Here is a 19,467-nt window from a genome sequence, read left to right on the forward strand (position 1 = left end):
CCCTCCAATAAATTTTTTCTGCCACACTATTATAATCTTTGTTACAATAACACATAGATTTTAAGTGAGGTTTGAAAATGTTAACAATTAAAATTGCACTATTACTTATTTTAGCATATCTCTTAGGTTCATTCCCTACTGGCGTGATAGTTGGAAAAGTTTTTTTTCATAAAGATATTCGCACACTAGGCTCAGGAAACCCTGGGTCAACTAATACTTTTAGAACTTTCGGACCAGTTGCTGGAATGAGTGTTTTATTAGTTGATGTTTTGAAAGGAACTTTAGCAACACTCTTGCCAGCAATCTTTCACCTCGGGCCACACCCATTAGGAACAGTTTTTGGAATGGTAGCTATTTTGGGGCATACTTTTTCAATCTTTCTGGGCTTCAAAGGTGGAAAAGCAGTTGCTACAACAGCAGGTTTTATTTTAGGCTATAATTTAGCATTCTTTTGCGTCTGTGCTGGTATTTTCTTTCCTATGCTATTTATTACAAGTATTATGTCACTTACGGCAATGCTATGCATTACATTATTCTTTATTTTTAGTTTTTTATTCCATGATCCATATCTAAGCAGCATGATGTTTGTCTTGTTAATTTTGATTTTTAATCGCCACAAAGCAAATATTATTCGCTTAAAAAATGGGACGGAAAACATTATACCTTTTGGAATTTATTATTGGTTAAAAAATAAATAAATTTATAATTAAAAATCTAAAAAAAGACACTAGACGTTTTTTTGTCTAGTGTCTTTTAAAATAGCCATTTAATCATGCAAGGCTATCGTAATCTTACCTGTCCATTCTTCATTTGGACCAAGTTTGATAATTCCACGCTTTTTACTAATATCACCATCAGCATTCACATCGTCGCAAAGACCCCACCATGGTTCAATGCAAACATAATCTGCTGTTTTAGGATATTGTGACCAAACACCAATAAATGGACTATCTTCAGTTGTTACATTAACATGATAGCTTGTTTTTTCACTACGTAATGATACTTTAGTTTCTCCTTTAAGTTGGAAAATTAAAGCATCATGTTTAAATAAGTCATCAGTTAATTCAATCGGGGTATCTGTTGCTGCAATTGTCCGTTTTGCCCAATCATGTAAGCCTGTTTCTTTATTAAGAGGGATGCGAATATGATCTTTAGATGGTAACATCTGTAAATAATAATTGCTTTTCTTAATTTGATTATTAACCGGCACATTAAACCCTGGGTGACAGCCAATTGAGAAGAACATTTCTTCATTAGCAGGGTTTTTAACACTTAAATTCTCAATCAATAAATTATTAAGTAATCGGTATGTAATTACCAGCTCAAAATGAAATGGATATTCCTTTAAACTAGCTTCATCATCACGCAAAACTAAACTAATTGCATCGCTTTCTTGACTTAGCAACTTAAATTCTTTATCTCTAGCAAAGCCATGTTGACTAAGTTGATAGCTTTTACCTTGATATTGATAAGTATCATTTTTTAAGCGACCAACAATTGGAAACAAAATTGGTGCATGACGATTCCAAACTTCTGGATCAGCTTGCCAAAGAAACTCGGTATCTGAATTTACACTTTTTACTGAAGTTAGTTCAGCACCCCGACTATTAATTTTTACGTTTAAAAATTGATTCTTAATTTCATATTCCATTTTATGAAGTCCTTTATAGAATAAATTTAGTTAAATCCTTATTCATAATTATATCACTAAGTTTTTCTTCTACGTAAGCTTGAGTGATAGTTATTTCACCCATCTCCATATCTGGACCTTCATAAAGAACATCTTCAAGCAATTTTTCTAAAATTGTCGCTAAACGACGCGCCCCAATATTATCTGTTCCTTGGTTAACGTCATAAGCGATTTCAGCAATTTTATCAATTGCTTCCTGAGTAAAGATTAACTTAACGCCATCAGCTTCAAGCAAAGCAATATACTGCTTGAGCAATGAGTTTTCAGGATCTTTTAAGATTGATACAAAGTCAGCCTTTGTTAAAGCATTAAGTTCTACCCTAATTGGGAAGCGGCCTTGCAATTCAGGAATTAAATCGCTAGGTTTACTTTCAGCAAATGCCCCTGCAGCAATAAAGAGGATATGATCTGTTGAAACAGGGCCATATTTCGTTTGTACTGTCGAACCTTCAACAATTGGCAAAACGTCTCGTTGAACTCCTTCACGAGAAACTTGGCCAGCATCTTTACTTTTACCAGTAATTTTATCAATTTCATCAATAAAAATAATACCATTTTGACTGGTCCGTTCGATTGCCTTTTGGTAAATGGTATCGTAGTCAACCATCTTACGAGATTGCTCTTGAATTAACACTTCTCGAGCATCTCGCACAGCAAGCGTACGCTTAACTTTCTTCTTAGGCATCATATCACCTAAGAGAGAATTCATATCCATTCCCATTTGCCCCATCATATCGCCCATCGGGTTAACTTTAGGAGCTTGTTCAACTTCAATAGTAACTTGACGATCTTCAAGCAAGCCTTTATTGAGTTGTTCTGCAACACTTAATCGTTGATTTCTAATATCATCGGTAACTTCTTCTTGAGGCTGCTCAGCTTGTTGTGAACCCATTAACATTTGCATCATTTGTTGCATTTGGTTTTCACGATTTTCATGTTTAATACCAGGTACTAACAAACGAACCAAAGTTTTGTTGGCTTCTTTAGTAGCATCGGCCTTAACACGCTTAAATTGCTCTTTTTCTTCCATGCGGACAGCTTCAGTTACTAAATCGCGAACCATTGATTCAACATCGCGACCAACATAACCTACTTCAGTAAACTTAGTAGCTTCTACTTTAACAAAAGGTGCATCCACAATTTTTGCTAGACGACGAGCAATTTCTGTTTTACCTACACCAGTTGGACCAGCCATTAACATATTTTTAGGAGTAATATCCTGTTGCAAAGACTTAGGCAATTGCAAGCGACGATAACGATTATAAAGCGCAATTGCTACTGCTCGTTTGGCTTCATTTTGACCAATAATATATTCATTTAATAAACGTACTATTTCTTTTGGTGTTTTAATGGACATCTAATCACCTATTTCATCTGTAATAATTTCATGATCAGTAAAGACATCAATATCTGCCGCAATTCCTACTGCTTCTTTAGCAATTTCACTAGCATCCATGTCTTTAGCATGACGAGTCATAGCTACGGCTGCTGCTTGTGCAAAATAGCCACCAGATCCAATTGCGACTACATTTTCATCTGGTTCTAAAACTTCACCATTACCAGAAATCAAGAGTAAGTCCTTATCATTAAAAGCAATTAACATTGCTTGCAATTTTTGCAAAGTGGGATCCTTACGCCATGATTGCGCCATTTCAACGGCTGCACGACGCAAATCGCCTGAATAGCTTTCAAGTTTTCCTTCAAGCATTTCTTCTAAGCTAACTGCATCAGCCACACCTCCAGCAAATCCAATTACAACTTGATTGTTATAAATTCGCCGAATTTTCTTAGCTGATTTTTTAGAAATATACTTTTCACCTAAGGTAACTTGGCCGTCACCAGCAATAGCGGTCTTACCATTATGTTTTACACTAACAATTGTTGTCATAACTAATCCTTTCCTTCATTACGTGGGAAAAACTTTTCATAATCTTTCTGCAGACGTTCCATTGTTACATGGGTATAGATTTGAGTAGTTGACAAAGATTCATGGCCTAATAATTCTTGAACACTTCGTAAATCGGCTCCATTATTCAACATTTGAGTAGCAAAAGTATGCCGTAATTCATGGGGATGCACATTGGCACTAAGTCCACCTTTTTGGAAGACTTTTCGCATAATGTATTCAATTCCACGACTAGTTAACTGATGTCCTCGATTGTCTAAAAAGACAAAATGATTATTTTCATCAGGATTAAATAAACTTCTAGCTTCATTCAGATAACGTAAAAGACTAGCCTTTGCATAATCACCAAATGGAACGTAACGATCTTTATTACCTTTCCCATGAACTAAAATCATCTGAACATCAAAATCAACTTGCTGCAAGGTTAAATTACTAACTTCGCTAACCCGCATCCCTGTCGCATAAAACAGTTCAAACATTGCCTTATTACGAACAGTAAACTTATCAGAAGCAGAAAGAGAATCTAACACTTTTTTTATTTCAGGTTCATAGAAAAATTCTGGTAGTTTTTTACTTTTGCGATGAATACTTACAGTTTGGGTCGGATCAACCGCAACCAAATTTCGTCGCGTTAAAAACTTATAAAGAGATTTCAAAGACGACAGTTTTCGTGCTTGACTGGCTTGTGATAAGCCGGCACTAGCGAGGGAGGTAATAAAAATTTCAACATCTCTACTAGAAACTTGCTCAAAGCCATTAAAACCACCGTTATTTTTCCAAAAGTCCTCAGCCTGCTTTAAATCATTTATGTAAGCTGTCAAAGTTAAGTTGGAATAACCTCGTTCATATGCTAAATAATCTTTAAATTGTTCAAGTAGTGACTTCTTAGTCATTAATCTTCATTTCTTCCGCAAATTCTGCTAACTTTTCTAAACCACGTTCAGAAATCATTTGCTTACGTTCGCGCTTGTTGCGAATTTTCTTTTCAAGTGGCGGAATCAAACTGAAACTCGCATTCATTGGTTGGAAATGTTTAGAGCTAGTTGTAGTTATATAATTAGCCATTGATCCTAATGCTGTTTCAACTGGAAAAGTTGCTAAATCTAGTCCTCTTGCTAAACGACTTGCATTAATCCCAGCGACTAATCCACTACCTGCGCTTTCAACATAACCTTCAACTCCAGTCATTTGACCAGCAAAAAAGAGACCTGCTTGTTTTTTAGCTTCATAAGTTGCATTCAATACATCTGGAGATGCCATATAAGTATTTCTGTGCATCTTACCATAACGAACAAAACGAGCATTTTCTAGGCCTGGAATCATCGAAAAGACCCGCTTTTGTTCACCATATTTTAGATGAGTTTGAAAACCAACTAAATTATACATTGAAGAAGCTGCATTATCTTGGCGCAACTGAACAACTGCATATGGAGTTTTACCAGTCTTAGGGTCTTCAAGTCCAACTGGCTTGAGCGGACCAAAGAGCATAGTTTTTTCTCCACGAGCAGCCATAACTTCAATTGGCATACAACCTTCAAAAACTTCATCCTTTTCAAAGCCATGAAGTTCAGCAGTATCCGCCTTAACTAATTCTTCCCAAAATCTAGTAAATTGTTGCTTATCCATTGGACAATTCAAATAAGCGGCTTCTCCACGATCATAGCGTGATTTTTTGTAAACAATATCCATATTTATTGAATCACTAGCAACAATCGGTGCAGCAGCATCAAAGAAGTGTAAGCTACTTGTGCCAGAAAATTCTTGAATTTGTTTAGCTAAATCATCACTAGTTAATGGCCCTGTTGCAATAATAGTAATACCATCATTCGGGATTTTAGTAATTTCTTCATGATGAAGATGTAAATTATCAAATTTGGCTAATTCGTCGGTAATATACTTACTAAATAATTCACGGTCGACAGCTAAAGCACCTCCAGCTGGGACCTTGGTAGCATCAGCAGCCCTTAAAACAAGTGAGTCAAGACGGCGCATTTCTTCTTTTAAAAGTCCCACAGCATTAGTCAATTGATCACTTCTCATTGAGTTCGTACATACTAATTCTGCCAAATTCCCCGTTTCATGAGCAGGTGTCATTTTAATTGGGCGCATTTCATAGAGGTGAACTTCAACTCCTCTTTTCGCTAATTGATAACTAGCTTCACTACCAGCAAGTCCACCACCAATTACAGTAACTTTTTGCGTCATTTATTTCATCCTTATCCTAATTTATATTGATAAAAAAATAATATCATCAATTAACAATACTTCTGATGATATTATCTCACAATGTCAAAGATTTAACTTTTATTTAGAATTTTCGCTTTCTTCACGTTCTTCCTTGTAGTCACCATTTGGACATTGAACAACAAGTCCTTTTTTTGTTTTCTTCTCTACTAAGAAATGACCATCATTTGGACAATCACGTCCAACTGGTTTATCCCATGAAACAAAGTCACAGTCCGGATAATTACTACATCCAAAGAACTTACGTCCACGTTTTGATTTCTTTTCTACAATTTGACCTTTGCCACACTTAGGACAAACTACACCAATTTCTTTGACGATTGCTTTAGTGTTTCGACAATCTGGGAAACGTGAACAAGCATAAAACTTGCCATAACGTCCCATTTTAATAACCATTGGCGCTCCACAAATATCACAATTAAAACCAGCTGGTTCATCTTTGATTTGAACCTTTTCAATTTCGCTATCTGCCTTTTCAAGCTCTTTAGAAAATGGCTTGTAGTATTCATCAACAACCTTAACCCAGTTTTTCTTACCTTCTTCAACATGGTCTAGGTCATTTTCTAATTGAGCAGTAAAGTCAACGTTAACAATATCAGGGAAAAATTTACCAACCAAATTATTAACAATCTCACCTAATTCAGTCGGTACAATTGAGCGTCCTTCAAGCTTAACGTAGTAGCGTCTTTGAATTGTATCAATTGTTGGTGCGTATGTTGAAGGGCGTCCAACTCCATTTTCTTCAAGAGCATGAACTAAACTAGCTTCAGTATACCGAGCTGGTGGCAAGGTAAAGTGTTGCTTATTGTCTTGCTTAGAAAGTTTAACATTGTCACCTTCTGCAAGATCTGGTAATTCTACACTCTTATCACTACCTGCATCATAAACCTTCGTAAATCCAGCAAACTTCATCTTAGATCCAGTTGTCCGATACATTACTCCATTTTGGACAATATCTGCACGAACTGTATCAAAAACAGCTGGTGTCATTTCACTAGCCGCAAATCTTGACCAAATTAACTTATAAAGTTTAAATTGTTCGCTTGTCAAACTTCTTTTAAGTGATTCTGGGGTACGGTAAATACTAGTTGGTCGAATAGCTTCGTGAGCATCTTGAGCATCTTCTTGGTTTTTGAAATGTCGTGCGCTTTTTGAAGCAAATTCTGCCCCAAAAGTTTCAGTTAAAAACTTACTTGCTTCTGCTTGAGCAACTGGTGAGGTACGCTTAGAGTCAGTACGCATATAAGTAATTAACCCAACCGTTCCTTCTTTCCCAAGACTAATACCTTCATAAAGTTGTTGAGCAATCGACATTGTTCTTCTAGTTCGATAGCCTAAACGCTTGTTAGCTTCTTGTTGCAAAGTAGAAGTTGTAAATGGAGCTGGGGCTTGACGCTTACGTTCCTTTTTAACTACAGTTTCAACAGTAAATGGCTTGTTTTTGTCTATTTTCTTTAAAACTGCTTGAACTGCTTCATTATTAGGAAGTTCAGTCTTTTTACCGTCCAAGCCATAGAAACTTGCTTGAAACTTCTTTCTGCCTTTTGTAAATTCGGCATCAATAGTCCAGTATTCTTCAGGCTTAAAGTCTTTAATTTCTTGTTCACGGTCTAAAACTAGTTTTAAAGCAACTGATTGAACACGTCCAGCAGATAATCCCTTTTTTACCTTGGCCCACAAAATCGGACTCAAAGAATAACCCACAAGACGATCCAAAACTCTACGAGCTTGTTGGGCATCAACTGTGTCCATATCAATCATTCTTGGATTTTTAAAAGCATTTTTTACCGCATCTTTAGTAACTTCGTGAAAAGTAACGCGATGCTTTTGACCATCATTCAAATCTAAAATATGAGCGACGTGCCAAGCAATTGCTTCCCCTTCACGATCGGGGTCGGATGCTAAATATACAAATTTTGCTTTTTTGGCCTCTTTTTTTAATTCTTTAATTGTTTCGCCTTTACCACGAATCGAAATATATTTAGGTTGATAATCATGTTCGATATCAACACCCATTTGCGATTTAGGTAAATCTCTAATATGTCCCTTAGACGCAATAACATGGTAAGAGCGCCCAAGATATTTTTCAATTGTCTTTGCCTTTGCAGGAGATTCGACAATAACTAAATTTTTCTTTCTAGTAGGCATCAAATGCCCCTTTCTTAATCTGTAAAAATCATGCTTAAGGATAAAGTAGCTTTTTCAGATTGTCAAATAATATGTTGTTTCAGTATCTAGCTTAATATATAGTAGAAAAAAATCAACTATATTAAGCTATTAAAAATAATAATTTATTTACATTAGTTAAATCAATGTATATTATCATAAAAAGTTTCAAGATTTAATAGTGGACACGCCCCTGCTTTAATAAGTTCATTTGGGCCTTGTGATAATGGTGAAAAGACTGATCCCGGCAAGGCAAAAATATTGCGATTTTCATACAATGCATAATTAGCAGTAATTAATGAACCCGACTCGCTTTTTGCTTCAGTTACAATCACATTGTCGCTTAAACCTGCCAGAATACGATTACGTTCTGGAAAACGAAAAGGTCGTGGTGGCGTGTCAGGAAGATACTCACTTATCAGTAAGCCATGTTTTATAATTTCCAGCTGTAAAAGTTGGTTTTCTTTAGGATAAAAGTGATTTAATCCATTACCAACTACGGCAATTGTTTTACCATGATACTTTAAAGCTGTTTCATGAGCAAAACGATCTGCTCCCTTTGCCAAACCAGAAGCAATTACGTAATCTTGACTTAAACGTGGCACCCAGGCATCTAAAGCTTGCTGAGTATATGAGCCTGCTTGCCGAGCTCCTACAATTGTTGTGATTGGCTTTTTTAGCAGAGAAATATCCCCTTTAGCAAATAAAAGTAACGGCGGCCTATAAATTTGGCGCAATTTATCCGGGTATTCTTTATCAAAAAAGCTGATAATCTTACACTGCTTGGTAAGTAAATCAATGGTATGGGGATGCTTAGGATTAGAATAGGCCTTAATTGCTAATTCCTTTATTTGTTCGGGCAAAGTTTCTAAATCGGCCAAGTTTACAGCAGATAAACTAGTAAGCTTAGTCAAAATTGCTAAGGACTTTTGATATCCAATTCCCCTTTCAAGCTTTAATCTCAGTAAAAATTCTTTAATAGTCATTCTCATTCCTTCTTTCAAGTATATATACTCGAAAAAAGTTGATTTTTACTAAAAAAGTCTAGTTTGGTAACTAGACTTCTGACTTTAATTTTATTTTACAAATGAAAAATGAAGAAATAATTATTACAGTCCCTAGTACTATTAAAGAACACTGGTTAAAATTAAGTTCAGCTTTTTTAAATGATGAATTCCTCTTGTTCTTCTTATTTTTCATCACTGCCTTTTTTCTGTTCGGCATAGTATACAAGCTTATCGCCTTGTCATCATCATTTAGATAGGTATCAGGTAAACTTCCATTTGTTTTGGGATTTTCTTTAAGATTTATATTTGGACTGGTTATTTTATTTCTTTTCTCCTCTTCTTTTTTGGAGTTGCTATTTTTATCTTTTAAATAAATCTTAACCTGTTGATTAGAATCACCTGTAAATGTATAAGAACTAGGAATTATATTATTATCGATTGAATATTTGTTTTTATCAGGATTAACAATATTTAAAGTTATTTTTTCCCCTGACTTTCCAGAATAACTATCTTTGGATAAAATCTCATTAGTAGTTTTATCAATATACTCAACTGAGAGAGTGCGTTCATCAGGATAGTAAATAATATAATAATTCCTATCCAAATTAGTATTATCAAGACTAGTTAACGTAACTTCAGATTTTGGAATAATTCCATCAGCTAATTTTTCTTCTTTTTGACCAGTTTCATCTGTTAAGAATGCTGTATACCCTTCTTTTTTAGGCATAGTGTAATTAGGCCACTCAGAACTAACTTCTTTATCCAAAGTAAATTTTCTTTGGTTGTTCTCGATTGAAACCTTTTCATCATAAGTTAGAGTTGCTCTATCTTGATGAACTAGTTGAAAATCTTCATCACCATCGACTTTGGCATAAATCTTTCTATTAGCAGTAAGTGTTTGATTTTTTATACTTTCAGTTAAACTTGTTGTTTCTGCAAACACTACCCTTGAATTAAAAAACAATAAAAATGCAGAAGTAGCAGCAATTTGTGCTGCTTTTTTAAAGAAAATAATAGACCTCTCCTATTTCTAATCTGTATTTTTATCATACTATATTTATAAAATATTACAAATATAAGCAATTAAAAAGAAAAACGACACTCATTCTGAATGTCGCTTCTGGGGTATTAAAAGCAATTAAACTCGTTTCTTTATAGAAAGGAGGAGAACCTATCTAGGGATTCAATAGGCTCTGAATAAAGGATAAATAACGTATGGATTCGATAAGTAAATTACGTTTATACCTAAAGGCGAATCGGTTAATTGCTTTCAAGCAATATTATATCATCTTTTATTAAAAATTATTATTATTCGCACTAAGAAATATTATAATTAATTTCACTTTAATCAAAATTGAAAGCTTTTACATCTTTGATATAATATTTATCTTGTTTTATAAAATAATCATACATAATGTTATTTGGTTGATTTATTAATTTTATTCCAATTAAAATAATATTATAATTAAAAATCATGAGGTAAACTATGAAAATTCAAACCACTAAAGATATTAGATCAACTCTTTATCAACAAATTTTAGACTTACGAAAAGAAGTTTTTATAAAAGAACAACATGTTCCTGCTAATTTAGAACTTAAAGATGAACAGGGACCTATTTATTATGGTGGCTTAATAAATAATAACCTTGTTTGTTGCGCTCGTGTTAAAGAAGAACACGATAAAACATGGCATATCCAAAGAGTAGCAACTAAAGCAACTTTTCGTGGCCAAGGACTTAATTCACAACTAATCAAAAGAATTGAAAATGATGCCCAGGCTAAAGGGATTTCTACTCTAATTTTAGGAGCCCAAGATCAAGCACAAGGTTTTTATCTAAAACTGGGCTTTAAAGTTGTTGGGGATGCTTTTATTGATGCAGGTATAAGTCATCATATGATGCAAAAGAAAATATAATTTAACATAATTTTTGAAATGTAAAAAGGAGCAAATCGCTCCTTTTTTATTTATTAAAATCATACTCACTAACAGGTGAAAAACTACGTCTATGAATTGGAGTTGCACCAAATTCTTTAAGTGCGGCAATATGTTTTGCTGTCCCATAACCAGCATTATGCTCAAAATCATATTGAGGATAGACCTTGGCGTAATCATTCATTAATTCATCCCTAAAAACCTTGGCAATAATTGATGCAGCCGCAATCGAATTAGATTTACTATCGCCTTTAATTAGTTCAATTTGTTTAATATCAACTGGTACATTCATTGCATCTACAAGCAATAAATCAGGCTTAATAGCTAAGTTATTTACTGCTTGAGCCATTGCCACACGATCAGCTTCGTAAATGTTGATTCTATCAATCAATTCAGGACTACCAACTCCAATTCCGACTGCAACTGCTTTATCCAAAATTTGGGGATAAAGTTCTAACCTCTTTTTGGGACTTAATTTTTTAGAGTCATTAACTTCAACTAAATCAAAGCTATCATCTAAAATAACAGCAGCTGTTACAACGGGGCCAGCAAGTGGCCCACGTCCTACTTCATCAACACCAGCAACAATTGAACCAGCTTTCCAAGCCTTTTGCTCATACTGGAAACGATTCATAAAAGCTGCCTTGGCTTTTGCAAGTTTTGCAAGTCGTTTATTGTAGCTTTCAAGGAGTTTTTGAACGCCTTTGCGCTCATCCTTTTGCAAAAGTGCCAGTGTTTCTGAATCAACCTCACCTTGTAATATTTCTTTTATTTCTTTAATACTCATGCTTCAACTTTTTCTAAATTAATTCTACCTAGTCGGCCTTTACGTAACTGATTAAGCAAGAATAAGCTCATCTTTTCATAATCATCTCGCATACCATATTTTTCTGTCATTGCGAGTAATAGCTCAGGCAATGGTAAATCATTTACACTTTGTTCAGATAAACGACTAAATTTTACCAAGCTCTTAAAATAATTTTCTTTCAAGTATTCCATTACAAATAATGCAACATCATCCGCATGAAACACACTTTCTTTAATTGAGCCAAGAGCAGCTAGCCTAAAGCCAACAGCTTGATCTTCAAATTTTGGCCAAAGAATACCAGGTGTATCAAGAATTTGTACACTTTCACTTGTTTTAAGCCAACTTTGCCCTTTGGTTACACCTGGACGATCACCAACAATAGCGACATTTCTACCAACTAAGCGATTAATGATTGTTGATTTACCACAGTTAGGAATTCCAACTAAGCAAATTCTAATGGTAGGATTGCTGGCCCCTTTAGCTTCCAGCTTATCAATCCGATCTTTAGCTGCTAACTTAATCAACTTAAATAAAGGAGCCATATTGGTATTGTGTTGAGCATCTAGCTTGAGGACGAACTTTCCGTCACTTTTTAACTTAGCTTCCCATTTATTAATTTCATTAGGGTCAGCTAAATCAGCTTTATTTAAGATAATAATATGGGGCTTATCCCCTACTATGTCACTAATTAAAGGATTTCTTGATGAAGCAGGAATTCTTGCATCAACTACTTCTACAATCACATCAAGTAAACTTAACTTATCTTCTAATTGAACCCGTGCCTTGTTCATGTGGCCAGGATACCATTGAATTGCCATGTAAAAAATCCTTTCATTTTTATAATTTTATACCTGAAAAAGGGCGTCAGTATTTATAATACCATGATTTGTTGTTGCAGCTAACACTTTCTTTTAACAAAAAAGCACCTAATGGTGCTTTAATCTTCCTTTGATCCCAAAAATAAAATTTCAGCCATCAAAGTCTCACGATATAATTTTAAAAAACCTTCACGATATTTTTGTTCACTCTGGGCAATCTGACCTAAATAATTGCGCTCTAGTCGAAAGGCATAGCGATAAACTTCATCTCGAAATTCTCGATCATGTGGCTTCAAATCTGGTCGACGCACGGTCGTATTCATTTCTTTCAAGAAATCCTTCATTGATACCTCATCTAATTGGGCCTTTAGGTCATATAACAACTGCCTACGCAAAGGTTCAGGTAAATAAATTTTGTCCAGTTCAAGCATAGCATACTCAACCATATTTTTTCTAACTTTGCGCATTTCCTTAATTTGGTCAAGATCCGCTACTTTTTTTGGCAATAAGAACCTAAAAACAAAGGTCGGAACAACCATACTTAAAATAATTAAAGTAGAACTTGCCAATAAAGCAAAATGAATATCAGATAACTTAATAGTTTCCTCAGTTAAAGTATAAGCGAGGGCAAAAGTAACAGCACCATGAATTCCTCCCAAACTAAAAGTCCAAGCTCGCTTTTGATTGTGCCTAAATTCTGTTAAAAAAGTATAGAAGTATCGAACCAAGACATTAATTACATATAAAAATGCCCCAACTAAAATTGCCATAATTGTTTGTGCATTAAAAATATCTTCTTCTAAGAGTCTAATCAATACTAGCCCTAAAATTACAAAGACAGAGCCATTCAAAACATCTGTAAAAATATTGCTTAATTGATTTCCAACAAAAACCATTTGCGGATTGGTCAACTTACTTCTCTGGTGTTCTGCATTATGGACTAACCCCGCAACAACAACTGTAATTACACCTGATACATGGATTTCTTCAGCAAAAAATACAACAAAAATGGTGTCATCAAATAAGCTATTTGAACAGGTGTATTCAGAGAGAAATTACTATTATCTAAACTACTAGATTGCATAGTTTTTTGTCTAATCATTGCTAATAGTAAAGAACTAATAATTCCTAAAACAATACCACCTACAACAGAAATGAATAATTGACCAACAGATTCAATAATTACCAAATTCTTATTAACATACCAACTGACCATCATGGCTAGTAAAATCAAACCAGATGCATCATTAAATAACGATTCATTTCTAAGATAATAGGCAACTTTTCTTGGAACCTTTAGACCATGTGTAACACTTTCACCAGCCGTGGCATCAGTAGGGGTAGCAATTGCAGCAAGTAAAAAACAAAAGGCCATACTCATGCCAGTTAAGTAATACAAACTAAAGCCAGCTACTAATTCAATTATTACAATCATGACTACTGTCAAGCCAACTATTGATTTCCAAAATCTCTTAACATAATAAAGCTGTGTATTTTGTCCTTCAAAAAACAGTAATGGTGCAACAATAAGCTCCATAAAAACTTCAGATTGAAAATCTTCCACTAAATTATTTAATAAAGGCACTAACCCTAGTATCATTCCAAAAAAAAAAGCCACATAATTGACTGAGATTTTGTGGAAATATGCTTTTTGAAAAACCATCGCCAAATTAGTTGTAAACAAAATCACTAAGGTTGAAATTAAAATATCCACGTATCATCACCTTCTAAAATAAAAAAGCCAGGAGAATATCCTGGCCTTACATATTATCTTTATACAATTCATATGCTCGATCAAAAATTGTCATACTTGGTAAATATGAAGCATTTAATTCCAAATAATCAGACAATTTTTCATAATCCTGCTCTTGTTTTGGAAATTGTTGATCGTGTTGTGCATTATTAGCAAATTCAGCAATTTCATCATGTGAATCAGGATTTCTTTGTGTCATTAAGAATCGATAAAAACTTTCTCGATAAGCCATGTTAGCTCCTTTATTTAATTAAATAATATGTTGATTTAATATTACTATAAATATAATTGGTTATCAAAAAACTGCAAATTACCAAAGTAATTGCAGCTAAATTTAATTTATTCTGAATAAAACATTACTGCGTAAGCTCCATGCCCAGCGTGAGTTATAATAATCGGACTAGTTTCTTGAATTAAAATATCCATGTCTGGATTAATTTCTTTAAGCTCATTAGCTAATTCTTCCATATCATCTGGTGTATCAACGTAGGAAATACCAAGATGTTTAACATTAGGAGTATTTTTTACCAATTCAATCAAATCTTGATTAAATTTCTTAGTAAACTTCTTTCCTCTTCCCTTTGCTTTTATATTTAAGACATTAGTAGTCATTTCAAGGAAAAGCCTAATATTAAGCAAAGTAGCTACTCTTCCGGCTAAAGCACCAAGGCGCCCACCTTTAATAATATTAGTTAAATCAGGCACCATCATTTCAAGATGCATTTGATCTTGCATTTGTTTAAGACGTGCAATAATTTCATCGAGTCCTTTATCAGCTTGGGCCATTTTAGCAGCTTCTAAAACTTCAAAGCCCATTGCCCGGTCAGTATAACCTGAATCAAAAATTGTTACATCAAAATCTACTAATTCACTAGCTTGTCGAGCAGCATCAACTGTACCGCTCAAGCATTTAGCCATAAAAATCCCCAAAACTTGACTACCATCTGCAGCAAGCTTCTTAAATTCATCTACAAAGCGTCCAATTGCTGGTTGACTAGTTTTAGGTAATTCATTTGCACTATCCATTTTTTGGATAAAGTCTTTTCGAGTAATATCTTCGCCATCAACATATGTCTTATCATCAATCGTAATTGAAAGAGGTACGACAGTAATATCATATTTTTCAATTTCTTCTGGACTTAATTGTACTGATGAATCAGTAATAACTTTAATTTTTGGCAAAACCTTCGCCTTCCCATCCTTTTGGCTTTAACATATCTTGTATTTTTCTTTGGTATACTATAATGTAAGAAATACAGGTAAGCATATGTTTACTACAAGTAAATCAAAAATTCTTTAATATAGTAATAATGAATAAAAAGGACAAACAATGAATTTTAAAAAAATTTGGCAAAAACCGCAACATCAACCAAAAGTTATACCACTTTTGGATAATATATTTTCAGCAATAACTCATGGCATTGGATTTGGTTTAGCAGTTACTGCTCTTGTATTATTAATCATTCGAGCAGCATCAACACATTCACCTTTAAGAGTTGTTACCTTTAGTATTTATGGCGCTAGTTTGGTTTTTTTATATTTATTTTCAACGCTCTATCATTCCTTAATTTATACTAAGGCTAGAAAAGTATTTCAGATTTTTGATCATTCTTCAATATTTCTTTCAATTGCAGGCTGTTATACTCCATATTCTTTAGTTGCAATTGGTGGTATTAAGGGGTGGTTAATTTTTGGCATAATTTGGGGAATTACAGTTTTTGGAATTTTATATTACATACTAGCAAAAAACAAAAATAGCATCATTGAAGTTATTATGTATATTGCAATGGGCTGGCTGGTAATTTTTTCAGCTCCGCAGTTATACAGTTATCTTGGAACAACTGGTTTTTGGTTACTAGTTGCTGGCGGAATAAGTTACACAATTGGAGCACTCTTTTATTCAATGATCGGTGTACCAATGATGCACACAGTTTGGCATTTATTTGTTTTAGCTGGTTCTATTTTGATGTTCTTTTCAGTATTATTTTATGTTTAATAAGTTAATAGCTGGTAAACTTCATTCTTTGAATGATGATTACCAGCTTTTTTGATTTAGATATTAAAACCCTTTACAAAATTCTTCTAATCGTAAAAAGTCAGGACACAATTTTTGTAAATTTATATGTTTCTCTTTTTCCGTTGTAATTAATCTATATAAAATGTGTGAATTATGAATAATTTTATCTTCATATTTATTAATTATTCTCCATTGATTATAAAGTAAGTACCTGTATTTTTCATTTTCATCATCAAAAATAATTTCTTGATACAGTCCTTTTTTCACTGGAAGCATATTATTAATATTCAATACCCCTAAGAACTTATTATTGTGTTGTATTTTAAAAAAAGTTAAATTATTTTTCATGTATTTATGTTTAGGCTTAGGAGACCCCATAGGTATAAAATATTTTTGAGAATTTTCTTGAACTATGATTCCAACATATGGTCTCTGATTATTACCATGATTGATTTTTATATTTTTATCAATTTTTGATAATTGGCATAAATAGTCAGAATCAATTTTATAAAATTTTAGGCTCATAATTCTTCCCCCCCTTTTATAAAAATACGCATAAAAAAAGATTGCCTAATAGGCAACCCTTCTCTCTTTTAATTCTCACTTAGAGCTGAGATACACTCCTCTTTTAATTCTCACTTAGAGCTGAGATACACTCCTCTTTTAATTCTCACTTAGAGCTGAGATACACTCCTCTTTACATATTTATTCTACTAAATTTTAAAAATTATAGCAAATATATAACTTGTTATTCTGCAATAAAATTCTTAATTGCTTCTTCTTCATTAGCTACTTTGCCATCAACAACAGCTTCGGTAATTTTCGCTAACATCTCTCCTAAACTTGGACCCGGCTTAATTCCCCACTCAATTAAGGTAGATCCATCAATGACAAGCTCTTTATTATTTTTAATAGGTAGAGCAACATAACGGTCTATCATTGCTTCACTATTGACTGGCTGCCCCAAAATTCTAGCTACATCACAAGCAGACATAACTGTATCTTGTCCTGCAAGGAATAGTTCATAATCAGACGGACTGTGATCTGATAATAAGTCAAAGAAAAATACAATTTCTTCAACATTCCGAGCCATCTGATTGGAATTCTTCCAATCTCTCATAAATGCAGGAATTTGTTCATTTGGCAACTTCAATAAAATTGCAATAATTGCCCAAACACTCGCTTCAGTTGATGGCGAAAAAGTTAAACTTGGGAAAACTGATAGTTGCTCTTTTTTTCCGCGAAAATCTGGTACTTCTTCGCTTAGTTGTGTATCTAAAAAGACCTGAAATGCACTTCTAGCATGTGGTCCCACACACATCTTAACGAATTCTTCTCGAATACGTTCAACAGAAATCTTACTTAATAATTCATGATGGTCACAAATTGCTTGTCTAGTCTTTTCTTCTAGAGAGAACTTCAACTGACTCATGAATCGAACTGCCCGCATCATTCGTAAAGCATCTTCATTAAAACGCTTTTCTGGATCTCCTACAGCTTTAATCAGACCCTGATTTAAATCATCTAATCCATTAAACAAGTCATGAATATTGCCATATTCATCCATTGCCAAGGCATTAATGGTAAAATCACGTCGTTTCAAATCTTCTTCTAGATTTTGAACAAATTCGACATGATCAGGACGTCGATAATCCTGATAGCCTGATTCTGTTCTAAAAGTCGTAATTTCATAACTATCATCATTGTATAAAACAGTTACAGTGCCATGTTGTATACCAGTATCAATACTTCTCTCAAAAAGTTGCTTAACTTCTTCTGGATATGCACTAGTTGCAATATCAACATCGTGAATGTGACGATTCAGTAACAAATCTCGAACACTTCCACCAACAAAGTAAGCCTCATAGCCAGCTTGTGTTAAAGTTTGCACAACTGGCAAGGCTTTCATAAATATTTCAGGTAAAGAATTAATTTTCATATCTTAAAATCATCATTTCTCATTTTAATTTTGTTATCAAAGTTTGTTAAAATAAAAAGTGCAATACATTACGGAGGGTATCATAATGAAAGTAACTAATCTCAAATTTAAAATTACGCCTAGTTTTATCATTGAACTTATAATGATTGCACTTGGCTCCGCCATCTATGGACTAAGCATTAATATGATTAGTATTCCCAATCAGTTAACTGATGGAGGTTTAAGTGGTATTTCCTTATTACTATTCCATTGGTGGAAAGTAAACCTAGGATTCAGCACACTTATTTTAAACATCCCTTTAATTCTAATTGGTTTTCGCTTTTTAGGCAAAAAACTCATGATTGAAACTTTATGGGGGACAATTTGCTTATCCTTTTTCTTAAATTTTTGGCGTCTAATACCTATTATAAACCAATTGAATTTAGAGCACGACCTATTATTGGCAGCAATTTCCGCTGGACTACTTTCTGGTCTAGGATTAGGAATTGTCTTTCGGTATAATGGCACAACTGGTGGCTCTGATATAATCGCTCGTATTTTACAACAAGAAAAAGATATTAAAAGCGGAAAAACATTTTTCATAATTGACGTAATCGTGCTAGTTCTTTCACTTTCATATATTGATATTCGCCATATTATGTACACTTTAATTGCCAGTTATATTGCTACTACTTTGATAGATATCGTGCAACAAGGTGGTAACAAGGCAAAAGCGGTCTTTATTATATCTGATAAATATGAAGAAATTGCGAAGATGATTGATTTAGAGTTAGATCGTGGCTATAGCTTTTTAAATGGTGAAGGGGGCTATGATCGCAGTCAAAAACATATTATCTACTGCATTGTTGCCAATTATGAAATTCAAGCAGTTAAGGCAATTGTTTTAAGAGAAGATCCTAAAGCATTTATGACAATTTTTGATGCTAATGAAGCTTTAGGAGAAGGAATGAGCTATAACCGAAAGAAGCGAAACTTTTTTATCAGGCGATAGAATTAAATAAAGAGGATGTTGAAAAACACCCTCTTTTATTTTTGGAAACTAAATATTCCAAAATAAAAAGTATTTTGATATTATTATTCTAGATTTTGGTATAAAGCTAATACCAAGATTTAGTAACTTTAGCGGCTACACACCCCTCACACAACTTAAAAGTTACGGAGGTGAGAGCCATGCTAAATTGGATAG

At 33.8% G+C, this 19,467-nt stretch carries 20 protein-coding genes; 4 read left to right on the forward strand and 16 right to left on the reverse strand.

Annotation, left to right across the window (positions count from 1 at the left end):
- The first annotated feature begins 77 nt into the window (after positions 1-77).
- Positions 78-698 (forward strand): glycerol-3-phosphate 1-O-acyltransferase PlsY, encoded by a 621-nt coding sequence (gene plsY, locus ETI37_RS05555; protein ID WP_167494286.1) that lies wholly within the window; start codon positions 78-80, stop codon positions 696-698.
- Between the two features lie 68 nt (positions 699-766).
- Here the strand turns inward: plsY and ETI37_RS05560 are convergent, their stop codons facing one another.
- The 8 genes from ETI37_RS05560 to ETI37_RS05595 form a co-directional block, all read right to left on the reverse strand.
- Positions 767-1,651, reverse strand: coding sequence for an aldose 1-epimerase family protein (locus ETI37_RS05560; RefSeq protein ID WP_006586732.1), 885 nt, complete (start codon positions 1,649-1,651; stop codon positions 767-769).
- 13 nt (positions 1,652-1,664) lie between these two features.
- Positions 1,665-3,047 (reverse strand): ATP-dependent protease ATPase subunit HslU, encoded by a 1,383-nt coding sequence (gene hslU, locus ETI37_RS05565; RefSeq protein ID WP_006586733.1) that lies wholly within the window; start codon positions 3,045-3,047, stop codon positions 1,665-1,667.
- Positions 3,048-3,578: an ATP-dependent protease subunit HslV gene (gene hslV, locus ETI37_RS05570; protein WP_006586734.1), complete on the reverse strand. Its 531-nt coding sequence runs from the start codon at positions 3,576-3,578 to the stop codon at positions 3,048-3,050. It lies immediately after the preceding gene.
- 2 nt (positions 3,579-3,580) lie between these two features.
- Positions 3,581-4,489 carry a tyrosine recombinase XerC gene (xerC, locus tag ETI37_RS05575; RefSeq protein WP_006586735.1) on the reverse strand — a complete coding sequence of 303 codons (909 nt, stop codon included), beginning with the start codon at positions 4,487-4,489 and terminating at the stop codon, positions 3,581-3,583.
- Positions 4,482-5,801: a methylenetetrahydrofolate--tRNA-(uracil(54)-C(5))-methyltransferase (FADH(2)-oxidizing) TrmFO gene (gene trmFO / locus ETI37_RS05580; RefSeq protein WP_006586736.1), complete on the reverse strand. Its 1,320-nt coding sequence runs from the start codon at positions 5,799-5,801 to the stop codon at positions 4,482-4,484. Before trmFO ends, xerC begins: the two co-directional genes overlap by 8 nt.
- 99 nt (positions 5,802-5,900) lie before the next feature.
- Positions 5,901-7,988 (reverse strand): type I DNA topoisomerase, encoded by a 2,088-nt coding sequence (topA, locus tag ETI37_RS05585; protein ID WP_006586737.1) that lies wholly within the window; start codon positions 7,986-7,988, stop codon positions 5,901-5,903.
- A gap of 161 nt (positions 7,989-8,149) precedes the next feature.
- Positions 8,150-8,992: a DNA-processing protein DprA gene (gene dprA, locus ETI37_RS05590; protein WP_022091164.1), complete on the reverse strand. Its 843-nt coding sequence runs from the start codon at positions 8,990-8,992 to the stop codon at positions 8,150-8,152.
- A gap of 70 nt (positions 8,993-9,062) precedes the next feature.
- Positions 9,063-9,956: a mucin-binding protein gene (locus ETI37_RS05595; RefSeq protein ID WP_006586739.1), complete on the reverse strand. Its 894-nt coding sequence runs from the start codon at positions 9,954-9,956 to the stop codon at positions 9,063-9,065.
- A gap of 543 nt (positions 9,957-10,499) precedes the next feature.
- Between ETI37_RS05595 and ETI37_RS05600 the strand changes: the two genes are divergently transcribed.
- Positions 10,500-10,928, forward strand: coding sequence for a GNAT family N-acetyltransferase (locus tag ETI37_RS05600; RefSeq protein ID WP_006586741.1), 429 nt, complete (start codon positions 10,500-10,502; stop codon positions 10,926-10,928).
- A 46-nt stretch (positions 10,929-10,974) separates the two neighbouring features.
- Here ETI37_RS05600 and ETI37_RS05605 read toward each other — a convergent pair whose 3' ends face one another.
- The 6 genes from ETI37_RS05605 to ETI37_RS05630 form a co-directional block, all read right to left on the reverse strand.
- Positions 10,975-11,733, reverse strand: a complete 759-nt coding sequence (locus ETI37_RS05605) for a ribonuclease HII (RefSeq protein WP_006586742.1) — start codon at positions 11,731-11,733, stop codon at positions 10,975-10,977.
- A complete protein-coding gene (ylqF, locus tag ETI37_RS05610; RefSeq protein ID WP_006587319.1) occupies positions 11,730-12,572 on the reverse strand; it encodes a ribosome biogenesis GTPase YlqF in 843 nt (280 codons plus the stop codon). The genes ETI37_RS05605 and ylqF overlap by 4 nt, the downstream gene beginning before the upstream one ends.
- 119 nt (positions 12,573-12,691) lie before the next feature.
- Positions 12,692-13,582, reverse strand: a complete 891-nt coding sequence (locus ETI37_RS07965) for a cation:proton antiporter domain-containing protein (RefSeq protein ID WP_308444501.1) — start codon at positions 13,580-13,582, stop codon at positions 12,692-12,694.
- A complete protein-coding gene (locus tag ETI37_RS07970) occupies positions 13,537-14,286 on the reverse strand; it encodes a cation:proton antiporter domain-containing protein (RefSeq protein WP_143458479.1) in 750 nt (249 codons plus the stop codon). Before ETI37_RS07970 ends, ETI37_RS07965 begins: the two co-directional genes overlap by 46 nt.
- Positions 14,287-14,332: 46 nt before the next feature.
- Positions 14,333-14,557, reverse strand: a complete 225-nt coding sequence (locus tag ETI37_RS05625) for a YozE family protein (RefSeq protein WP_006584767.1) — start codon at positions 14,555-14,557, stop codon at positions 14,333-14,335.
- A gap of 107 nt (positions 14,558-14,664) precedes the next feature.
- Complete coding sequence (locus ETI37_RS05630) at positions 14,665-15,507, reverse strand: DegV family protein (protein WP_006586746.1); 843 nt, start codon at positions 15,505-15,507, stop codon at positions 14,665-14,667.
- Positions 15,508-15,655: 148 nt separating this feature from the next.
- Here ETI37_RS05630 and trhA point away from each other — a divergent pair, with 148 nt between their 5' ends.
- On the forward strand, positions 15,656-16,321 hold the full coding sequence (trhA, locus tag ETI37_RS05635; RefSeq protein ID WP_006586747.1) for a PAQR family membrane homeostasis protein TrhA: 666 nt from the start codon (positions 15,656-15,658) through the stop codon (positions 16,319-16,321).
- Between the two features lie 63 nt (positions 16,322-16,384).
- On the opposite strand, the gene ETI37_RS05640 is transcribed toward trhA, so the two are convergent.
- Positions 16,385-16,867 (reverse strand): type III toxin-antitoxin system ToxN/AbiQ family toxin, encoded by a 483-nt coding sequence (locus tag ETI37_RS05640; RefSeq protein WP_006586748.1) that lies wholly within the window; start codon positions 16,865-16,867, stop codon positions 16,385-16,387.
- Positions 16,868-17,090: 223 nt separating this feature from the next.
- Positions 17,091-18,281: a CCA tRNA nucleotidyltransferase gene (locus ETI37_RS05645; RefSeq protein WP_006586749.1), complete on the reverse strand. Its 1,191-nt coding sequence runs from the start codon at positions 18,279-18,281 to the stop codon at positions 17,091-17,093.
- Between the two features lie 85 nt (positions 18,282-18,366).
- On the opposite strand from ETI37_RS05645, the gene ETI37_RS05650 reads away from it, so the two are divergent.
- Complete coding sequence (locus tag ETI37_RS05650) at positions 18,367-19,272, forward strand: YitT family protein (protein WP_006586750.1); 906 nt, start codon at positions 18,367-18,369, stop codon at positions 19,270-19,272.
- The last annotated feature ends 195 nt before the right edge of the window (positions 19,273-19,467 follow it).

The sequence above is a fragment of the Lactobacillus mulieris genome, from assembly GCF_007095465.1.
GTDB lineage: Bacteria > Bacillota > Bacilli > Lactobacillales > Lactobacillaceae > Lactobacillus > Lactobacillus mulieris.

Bases quoted from the DNA above. Each gene is read 5' to 3' on its own strand.
- plsY (WP_167494286.1), top strand. From the start codon at position 78: ATGTTAACAATTAAAATTGCACTATTACTTATTTTAGCATATCTCTTA.
- ETI37_RS05560 (WP_006586732.1), bottom strand. From the start codon at position 1,651: ATGGAATATGAAATTAAGAATCAATTTTTAAACGTAAAAATTAATAGT.
- hslU (WP_006586733.1), bottom strand. From the start codon at position 3,047: ATGTCCATTAAAACACCAAAAGAAATAGTACGTTTATTAAATGAATAT.
- hslV (WP_006586734.1), bottom strand. From the start codon at position 3,578: ATGACAACAATTGTTAGTGTAAAACATAATGGTAAGACCGCTATTGCT.
- xerC (WP_006586735.1), bottom strand. From the start codon at position 4,489: ATGACTAAGAAGTCACTACTTGAACAATTTAAAGATTATTTAGCATAT.
- trmFO (WP_006586736.1), bottom strand. From the start codon at position 5,801: ATGACGCAAAAAGTTACTGTAATTGGTGGTGGACTTGCTGGTAGTGAA.
- topA (WP_006586737.1), bottom strand. From the start codon at position 7,988: ATGCCTACTAGAAAGAAAAATTTAGTTATTGTCGAATCTCCTGCAAAG.
- dprA (WP_022091164.1), bottom strand. From the start codon at position 8,992: ATGACTATTAAAGAATTTTTACTGAGATTAAAGCTTGAAAGGGGAATT.
- ETI37_RS05600 (WP_006586741.1), top strand. From the start codon at position 10,500: ATGAAAATTCAAACCACTAAAGATATTAGATCAACTCTTTATCAACAA.
- ETI37_RS05605 (WP_006586742.1), bottom strand. From the start codon at position 11,733: ATGAGTATTAAAGAAATAAAAGAAATATTACAAGGTGAGGTTGATTCA.
- ylqF (WP_006587319.1), bottom strand. From the start codon at position 12,572: ATGGCAATTCAATGGTATCCTGGCCACATGAACAAGGCACGGGTTCAA.
- ETI37_RS05625 (WP_006584767.1), bottom strand. From the start codon at position 14,557: ATGGCTTATCGAGAAAGTTTTTATCGATTCTTAATGACACAAAGAAAT.
- trhA (WP_006586747.1), top strand. From the start codon at position 15,656: ATGAATTTTAAAAAAATTTGGCAAAAACCGCAACATCAACCAAAAGTT.
- ETI37_RS05640 (WP_006586748.1), bottom strand. From the start codon at position 16,867: ATGAGCCTAAAATTTTATAAAATTGATTCTGACTATTTATGCCAATTA.
- ETI37_RS05645 (WP_006586749.1), bottom strand. From the start codon at position 18,281: ATGAAAATTAATTCTTTACCTGAAATATTTATGAAAGCCTTGCCAGTT.
- ETI37_RS05650 (WP_006586750.1), top strand. From the start codon at position 18,367: ATGAAAGTAACTAATCTCAAATTTAAAATTACGCCTAGTTTTATCATT.